This window comes from Lysobacter sp. ISL-50, assembly GCF_018612875.1.
Classification (GTDB): Bacteria; Pseudomonadota; Gammaproteobacteria; order Xanthomonadales; family Xanthomonadaceae; genus Lysobacter.
Map to the genome: position 1 here is coordinate 54,334 of NZ_JAGGRI010000059.1, position 7,091 is coordinate 61,424.

General features: G+C 67.8%; 8 protein-coding genes. 2 read left to right on the plus strand and 6 right to left on the minus strand.

The annotated features are described in order from the left end of the window. The coding region (locus J7J50_RS23720) for a hypothetical protein (RefSeq protein WP_215097576.1) at nucleotides 1-582 on the minus strand (582 nt) is incomplete at its 3' end. Between the two features lie 641 nt (nucleotides 583-1,223). On the opposite strand from J7J50_RS23720, the gene J7J50_RS23725 reads away from it, so the two are divergent. Further along, entirely contained in the window at nucleotides 1,224-1,850 is a 627-nt protein-coding gene (locus tag J7J50_RS23725; RefSeq protein WP_215056060.1) for an XRE family transcriptional regulator, read from the plus strand. 302 nt (nucleotides 1,851-2,152) lie between these two features. Here the strand turns inward: J7J50_RS23725 and ung are convergent, their stop codons facing one another. From ung to ftsE, 4 genes are all read right to left on the minus strand, one after another. After that, nucleotides 2,153-2,857, minus strand: a complete 705-nt coding sequence (gene ung, locus J7J50_RS23730) for a uracil-DNA glycosylase (protein ID WP_215056059.1) — start codon at nucleotides 2,855-2,857, stop codon at nucleotides 2,153-2,155. Beyond that, on the minus strand, nucleotides 2,854-3,714 hold the full coding sequence (locus J7J50_RS23735; protein ID WP_215056058.1) for a response regulator: 861 nt from the start codon (nucleotides 3,712-3,714) through the stop codon (nucleotides 2,854-2,856). Before J7J50_RS23735 ends, ung begins: the two co-directional genes overlap by 4 nt. Nucleotides 3,715-4,115: 401 nt before the next feature. Beyond that, a complete protein-coding gene (ftsX, locus tag J7J50_RS23740; RefSeq protein WP_215056057.1) occupies nucleotides 4,116-5,093 on the minus strand; it encodes a permease-like cell division protein FtsX in 978 nt (325 codons plus the stop codon). Beyond that, on the minus strand, nucleotides 5,090-5,776 hold the full coding sequence (gene ftsE, locus J7J50_RS23745) for a cell division ATP-binding protein FtsE (protein ID WP_215056056.1): 687 nt from the start codon (nucleotides 5,774-5,776) through the stop codon (nucleotides 5,090-5,092). The genes ftsX and ftsE overlap by 4 nt, the downstream gene beginning before the upstream one ends. Nucleotides 5,777-6,070: 294 nt before the next feature. Here ftsE and J7J50_RS23750 point away from each other — a divergent pair, with 294 nt between their 5' ends. Then, on the plus strand, nucleotides 6,071-6,508 hold the full coding sequence (locus J7J50_RS23750) for a hypothetical protein (RefSeq protein WP_215056055.1): 438 nt from the start codon (nucleotides 6,071-6,073) through the stop codon (nucleotides 6,506-6,508). 301 nt (nucleotides 6,509-6,809) lie between these two features. On the opposite strand, the gene rhlB is transcribed toward J7J50_RS23750, so the two are convergent. Continuing rightward, nucleotides 6,810-7,091 (minus strand): ATP-dependent RNA helicase RhlB (gene rhlB / locus J7J50_RS23755; RefSeq protein WP_215097578.1); only part of this gene is annotated, 282 nt, incomplete at its 5' end.

The window sequence follows — 7,091 nt, forward strand, 5'->3', positions numbered from 1 at the left end:
CACCGTCGCGTTACCGCTCTCGCCGGTGATCGTGGTCGGGCCGGTCGCCGTCAACGGGAAGTTGGCGATCGTCGCCGTACCGCCGTTGTCGTTGGTGACGTTCTTGACCAGCGTCAGGCTGGCCGGCTGGTCGTTGTTGTTGATGGTGCAAGTGGCGTTATCGCCCGCCGCCAATGCGACGGTGTTGGACACGACCGCCGCGCCGTTGTTGATGACGCAGCTATAAGTACCGGCGGTGTACCCGGCCGGGCCGCCGGACTCGGACAGGGTGTAGCTGCCTACAGGCACGGACGCGTTGGTTACGGCCGTGGCGCCGGTAGTGCCGGTGATGGTGGTAGTGCCGCCGGTCGCGGTCAGCACCCAGGCCGTCGCCACCGCGGTGCCGCCGTTGTCGTTGGTCACCGTCTTGACCAGGGTCAGCCTGGGTTGGATCGGGTCGCTGTCCTCCGAGGTGCACACCCCACTGAGGAAGGTCTGCCCGGCCCGGTTGCAGTTGGTGCCGGGGTTGGTCACGCCGTTCGGAGGAGAGACCGAGCCGCGGTTGACCGCGTTCTGAGAGAAAGCCGGCAGGGCCACGAGCATCGCGAACGCCAACACGACACATTGACGAACACGACGCAGCTGCGCCCGGATGGCTTGGTCGGAATCGGTCACAACGCCCCCTAACACCAAAAAAATCGAATACCGGTCGGCCACGGGGACGGTCGTCTCCGTGGCGCTTGCAATCCTGATCGGAGAAAATATCCAGAACAGGACATCCACGTAAATACCGTGCCGCCGGCTAGCCGGTGTGCCCGGGGCGATCCCGGGCGCGGCGACCGCGATCCGCAGAGGAAAAAGGTCGGAAATCGGCTGAGAAATCGCCACAGGCGATTGCAAAGCCCGCAATCCGGTGGAAATTCCGCTTACCGGTGCGGCTGGGAATTTCAGACGAGTCCTAAGCCTCGCTCGCCTTGAAGACCGTGCTCTTGCGATCCGGACCCGCGATCTGCGCGCCCGCGGCACCTGTCTACGGGCCGAACTTGGCTGGTTCCGGCTCCGGCGGGGCGACCGGACCAGGAAAATTTCTCTTATTTGAGCCGATTCCGCACTCTGGGCGCGTCCTGGACATGCCAAAATGGGCTCCAGAGGCAGCTAGTTTCGAATCAGACGTTTTCGGCGAGCCCGGCTGTTCCGGTCCTGACCCGGCTGGCCCGGGCCCGTCCCAGCCCCGGAGACATGGGATGAAGTCGCAACAACCGACGATCGGCGGCCTGCTGCGCTCCTTGCGCGCACGCAATCAGTGGACGCTCAAGCAGATGAGCGAGCATTCCGGCATTCCGCTATCGACCTTGTCCAAGATCGAGCACGATCGCTTGTCGCTGACCTACGACAAGCTGTTCCAGCTCAGTCAGCGATTGGGCCTGAGCATGTCCGAGCTGTTCGCCGAAACCGCGGTGCCGGCGACTCGCGCGGTCACCGCGCGACGCAGTCTGGGGCGGATGCGCGATGCCACGCGGGTCACCGGCAAGAACTACGATGCGTACTACTTATGCACGGAATTGCGGCGTAAACGCATGATTCCGTCGGTCACGCACATCCGCGCGCCCAGCCTCAAGGCGTTCGGCCCGCTGGTGCGCAATCAGGGCGAGGAGTTCGTCTACGTGCTCGAAGGCACGGTCGAGCTGCATACCGAGTTCTACGACGTCGCCGTGCTGCAGACCGGCGAAGGCAGCTACATCGACGCCGACATGGGCCATGCCTATGTGCTCGGCGACGGCTGCGCGGCGGCGAGCGTGTTGGCGGTATGCGCCGCGGGCGACGACGAAGATCTGTTGGCGACGCTGTTGGCCCATCAGGACGAAGGCTGAGCCCTCGCATCGCCGCGGCGCATCTGTCGGCGATCGATCGGCCTCCGCCACGGGCGCTGTTGAAGCGCGCCCGCACCCAGTTGAAGTTTTCCGATTAGAGAATACACTCCAGCCAGGACGCCGCTCCGGTTTCCGGGTTCGCGCTGCCCGGTCTCTCTCCGCCGGGGCGGCCGAGGACGCAGGACGCGCGCGATCGAGCGTTCCCCGCCGCATACAAAGGCCTGCCTCTATCCGGACAGGCTCGGGATTCACGCTGGAGTGTCTGTAGTTAGCGGTCCCGGCTCCCACCGGGGCCGTCTTTTTTACAGCTCGCTGCGCGGCGGCAAGGTCCAGTCGATCGGCGCCGCGCCGCGGCGCGAGAGGTAGTCGTTCGCGGCGGAGAAATGCCCGCAGCCGATGAAGCCGCGATGCGCCGACAGCGGCGAGGGGTGCGGCGCCTTGAGCACGCGATGCCGGCCGGCGTCGATGACCTTGCCCTTGGCCTGGGCGTAGCTGCCCCATAGCAGGAACACTAGGCCTTCGCGCTCGCGGTTGAGCACGTCCACGACATGGTCGGTGAACCCTTCCCAGCCCTTGCCCTGATGCGCGCCGGCGCGGCCTTCCTCGACGGTGAGCACGGCGTTGAGCAGCAGCACGCCGCGATGCGCCCACGGCATCAGATAACCGTGATCGGGCCGGGCGATGCCGAGATCGCGGTGGATCTCCTTGAAGATATTGTCCAGCGACGGCGGCACCGGCACGCCGGGCTGCACCGAGAAGCACAGGCCGTGGGCCTGGCCGGCGCCGTGGTACGGGTCCTGGCCCAGGATCACGACCTTCACCTGATCGAACGGGGTGGCGTCGAAAGCGGAAAAGATCTGCGGCCCCGGCGGGAAAATCCGCGCCCCGGCGGCTTTGCGCTCGCGCAGGAAGCGCGACAGCGCGAGCATGTCCTCGCGCCCGAACCAGTCGCCGACGTGCTGCTTCCACGACGGCTCCAGCTTGATGTCGCGATCGCCGTCGCTCATGCCGGCACCGCCGCGCCCGTGGGTTCGACCAGCCGCGACAGGCGCAGCTGGAACAGGGTCTTGGTCACCAGCAGGCGCTCTTCGATCGGCTTGAGCACCAGATCGTTGGCGCCGGCGCGCAGCAGTTCGCTCTGGTTGTCGCGATTGGCGTCGCCGGTCATCACCAGCACCGGCAGACGGCGCTTGCCGTAAGCGAAGTCGTTGCGCAGTCGGGCGAGCAAGTCCTTGCCGCCCAGTTCGCCCTTCAAGTAAACGTCGGTCAGCACCAGATCGGCGCCGGCGTCGCCGCCGTCGCGGCCGCTGGCGCGATGCGCCTCCAGATGCTCCAGCGCTTCTTCCACGCCGATGAAATGCAGCACCTGCAGCGAGTGGCGTTCGAGCATGCGCTTGGTCGCGACCGCGACCACGCGGCTGTCCTCGACGTAAAGCACGCGCGCGCCCGGGATCGATTGCGGCTGGACGTAGCCGCGAATGAATTCGGCCAGGGCGGCGGTGCCCAGGGATTTGTCGAAGTAGTCGGTGACGTCCTCGGTGAAGCGGCGCGCTTCCAGGTGCGCCTGGGCGTCGCCGGACACCACGATCACCGGCACGTAGGCCTGGGCCGCCGCTTCGCGCACCGCGCGCGCCAGGGCGATGCCGTCGCCGTCGGGCAGGACCAGGGCGGTGGTGACCAGATCCACTTCGCCGTGATCGAGCGCGACCTTGGCCTCGACGATGCCGCCGCACTGGACGATGCGCACGTTGGGCAACTCGCGCAGCAGCACGTCGGCGATGAGCTTGCGCACCATCCTGGAGCCGTCGACCACCATCACCCGCGGCGCGGTGTTGTCGAAATGTCGCAGATTCTGGCTTTGCATACGGGGACAGTACCGTCTCGGCGACGCGTAACCGGCGGCGCTACGCGCCGGCGCGGAACGGAGTGCGGGTCATGCGGGGGATTCAGATTCTAGGCGCAAGCGGGGTCGGATTCCGAGCCTTGCGCAGCATCATGGCAACCGTGTGTCGGCCGGAGCGCCCTTGTGTCGAGTTGCGGCACGCGGATGGGCGTTGCGGGGGGACTTTGTGGGGCCTTTGTGGGAGGGGTGTTTTTGTGGGAGGGGCTTCAGCCCCGATGCTTTTCGATCCGATCGCGACAGGCTGCCAAGCGAGCTGAGAGGAAAGCATCGGGGCTGAAGCCCCTCCCACAAAAGCAGCCCTCTCACAAAAGCACCCCTCCAACAAAAACACGCCCCACAAAAACAGCCCACGAAAGCCGCGATCAGCCCTGCCCGGCCCGGCTCTGACGCAGGTAATGCCCAGTCACCAGCCCGGCGCCGAGCCAGCCCAGCGCCGCGGAGCCGGCCAGGATCTGCGCGGCCTGCAGCAGGTCGAAGCCCTGCAGCTCGAAATGGCTGCCGTAACTGGCCGCCAACGCGGTCAGCGGTTCGCGCAGGGTGTGGTCGGCCGCGGTCAGCAGCGCCAGCGCGACGGTGCCGGCGGCCAGGCCGTAGCAGGCGCCCAGGTACAGGAACGGCCGGCGGATGAAGCCGTCGGTGGCGCCGAGCAGTTGCAGCACGCCGATTTCCTCGCGCCGCGACTGGATGTCCAGGCGCACGGTGTTGCCGACCACCAGCAGCGCGCCCAGGCCCAGCATTACCGCCAACACCCAGGCCAGGCGCGAGCCGAAGCGCAGCCATCCGTCCAGCCGTTGGCGCCAGCCGGCGTCGTGCTGGACCACATCGGCCTCGGCCAGTTCGCCCAGCGATTGCGCCAGCGCCAGTTCGTCGCTCTTGGGCGTCACCACCAGCAGGCTCGGCAGCGGATTGCCTTCGACCACCGACAAGGTCTCGCCCAGGCCGCTCTTTTCGCGCAGATCGGCCAGGCCCTGCTCGGGCGTGCGCAGCTCGACCCCGCCGACTTCCGGCCGCGCGCGCAGCTCGTCGGCCAGCGCGCGGGCGCGATCGAGTTTGACCTCGGGCTTGAGGAACACGCTGATCTGCCGCGAACGCTGCACGTCGCCGGCGAAACGCTCGACGTTGTTCAGACTCGCCCACAGGCCCAGCGGTAGCGCCAGCGCCACCGCCATCACGCCGATGGTCAGCAAGGTCGCCCACGGTTTGCGCAGCAGGCGGCCGAGGCTGGCGACCAGACTGTAGAGATGATGGTCCAGCCACGCGCCCAGGCGCGATTGCGACGCCGATTCGACGGCGGCTTCGGGCTCGCGTTCGGACGCGCCGATCCCTGCGTTGCTGCTCATTCGGCCAGATCCTCCGGAGCGATGTCGTCCACCAGACGGCCCTGATTCAACACCAGCACCCGCTTCTTCATGCGTTTGACCAGGGCCAGATCGTGGCTGGCGACCAGCACGCTGGTGCCGCGCTCGGGCAGCGACTGGAACAAGACCATGATCTCGGCCGACAGGGTCGGATCGAGGTTGCCGGTGGGCTCGTCGGCGACCAGCAGGCGCGGTTCGCCGATGATCGCCCGGGCGATGCCGACGCGTTGCTGCTCGCCCGCCGACAACTCGCCCGGCAGCGCCGAAGCGCGCGCCCCAAGGCCGACCTTGTCCAGGGTGGTGCGCACGCGCCGGCCGATGTCGTTGCGGCGCAAGCCGCGCAGCAACAGCGGCAGGGCCACGTTGTCGGCGACGCTGCGATCGGCCAGCAGGCGGTGATCCTGGAACACCACGCCGACCTCGCGCCGATGCAGCGCCACGCGCCGCCCGCCCACCTTGAGCAGGTTGCGTTCGCCGAACAGCACCGCGCCGCGGCTGGGCCGCTCGCTGAGATGAATGAGTTTGAGCAGCGTGCTCTTGCCGGCGCCGGAGTGGCCGGTGACGAACAACATCTCGCCCGGCGCCACTTCGAAGCTGACTTCGCTCAAGGCCTCGTGGCCGCTGCTGTAGCGTTTGCTGACGTTGTCGAAGCGCAATACGGTCATGGCGGAAGTATCGCAGAGCGAATCACCGGAAATCATCACGTTTCGGCACGCGGGTTTGGCCTATGTTCGCGCTGCGGTCGTCGCGCCCACGCGGACGCGCTTCGACGACAACGACCGGCCCGCCCTCGGACAGACCACGATCCGGGCGTTCCCAGGCCGGCACCGCAGCACGGCCGCAGCCTGCCCGCGCGCGATCGCGCGGCGTTTTATTTCGCTTCAAGTCCGACATCGGAAGTGAATGCCCCGCGCCCGTCCGGGCCGCGGGGATCGACTGTCTTCTATGGAGCCGGACTCATGCACACGATCAAGACCTCGCTGATCCTCGGCGGCCTGCTGGCCGCCGGCCTGTACGCGCACGCCGCCCAGGCCGACCAGTACGACCCGCCGATCAACGTCGCCACCCTGGCCTGCCCGGCCGGATCGACCGGTTACGGCAACGCCCGTTTCATCGTGTTTCCCTCGTTCGGCAGCGCGCCGCCGAACTGGCGCCTGACCATCTGGTGCAGCGCCGCCGGCAGCGGTCGCCGCGGCCATTTCGAACCGGGAACCAGCGGCGTGTTCACGACCTGGCCGTATGCCGGCGGCGCGTTCGGCGTCGGCTGGCCGGCTTCGCCGGCGTACGGCAATCAGTATCAGTCGCTGGATATCGACATCGACGGCGATCTGGACGTGTTCCAGCTAGTGGAGACCTCGACCAATACGTGGTCGGTGTTTCTCAGCCGGCGGCAATAAGGGCGATGCGCGGATGAACGGAGTCGTCTGATCCGATCCGCGGGTGCTGTGGCGTGGGAGTCCAGGGACCTGTCGGCTCGATGGCGCTGAAGTCACTGGATTCCCGCGTTCGCGGGAATGACGGCAGGTAGAAACGTCGCCATGCTTCAGCTCGTCATCCCCGCGAACGCGGGGATCCAGCGACTTTCGCGCAGCCTCGGCCGGCGCGAATACGCAAAGGCCCGGCCGCGAACGGCCAGGCCTTGTCGGTGAAACCTCCAGGCGAAGCGGCATCGCCGCGTCGCCCGGACTCAGCGCCCCATTAGTGCTGAGTGCGCGGTGGACGCGCCACCAGCGACTTGAGCTTGCGGCCGATGCGGCCCAGCAGCGACGGCTTGGCTTCGCCCGCGGCCGGTGCGGCCGGCTTGCTCGCCGCCGGCTTGGCCGACTGCGGCCTCGGCGCGCCAGCGGACGACGGCTTGGCGACGGCGGCGGACGCGCCGGCGTCCTGGGCCGGATTCGCGCCCTCGGCGCCCTCGATGCGACGGCCGCCGCGACGACGGCGGCGCTTGCGCGGCGCGCGCTCGCCTTCGGCCGGATTCGC

Excerpts from the sequence above, each read along its gene's own strand:
- J7J50_RS23725 (WP_215056060.1), top strand. The coding sequence starts at position 1,224 with ATGAAGTCGCAACAACCGACGATCGGCGGCCTGCTGCGCTCCTTGCGC.
- ung (WP_215056059.1), bottom strand. The coding sequence starts at position 2,857 with ATGAGCGACGGCGATCGCGACATCAAGCTGGAGCCGTCGTGGAAGCAG.
- J7J50_RS23735 (WP_215056058.1), bottom strand. The coding sequence starts at position 3,714 with ATGCAAAGCCAGAATCTGCGACATTTCGACAACACCGCGCCGCGGGTG.
- ftsX (WP_215056057.1), bottom strand. The coding sequence starts at position 5,093 with ATGAGCAGCAACGCAGGGATCGGCGCGTCCGAACGCGAGCCCGAAGCC.
- ftsE (WP_215056056.1), bottom strand. The coding sequence starts at position 5,776 with ATGACCGTATTGCGCTTCGACAACGTCAGCAAACGCTACAGCAGCGGC.
- J7J50_RS23750 (WP_215056055.1), top strand. The coding sequence starts at position 6,071 with ATGCACACGATCAAGACCTCGCTGATCCTCGGCGGCCTGCTGGCCGCC.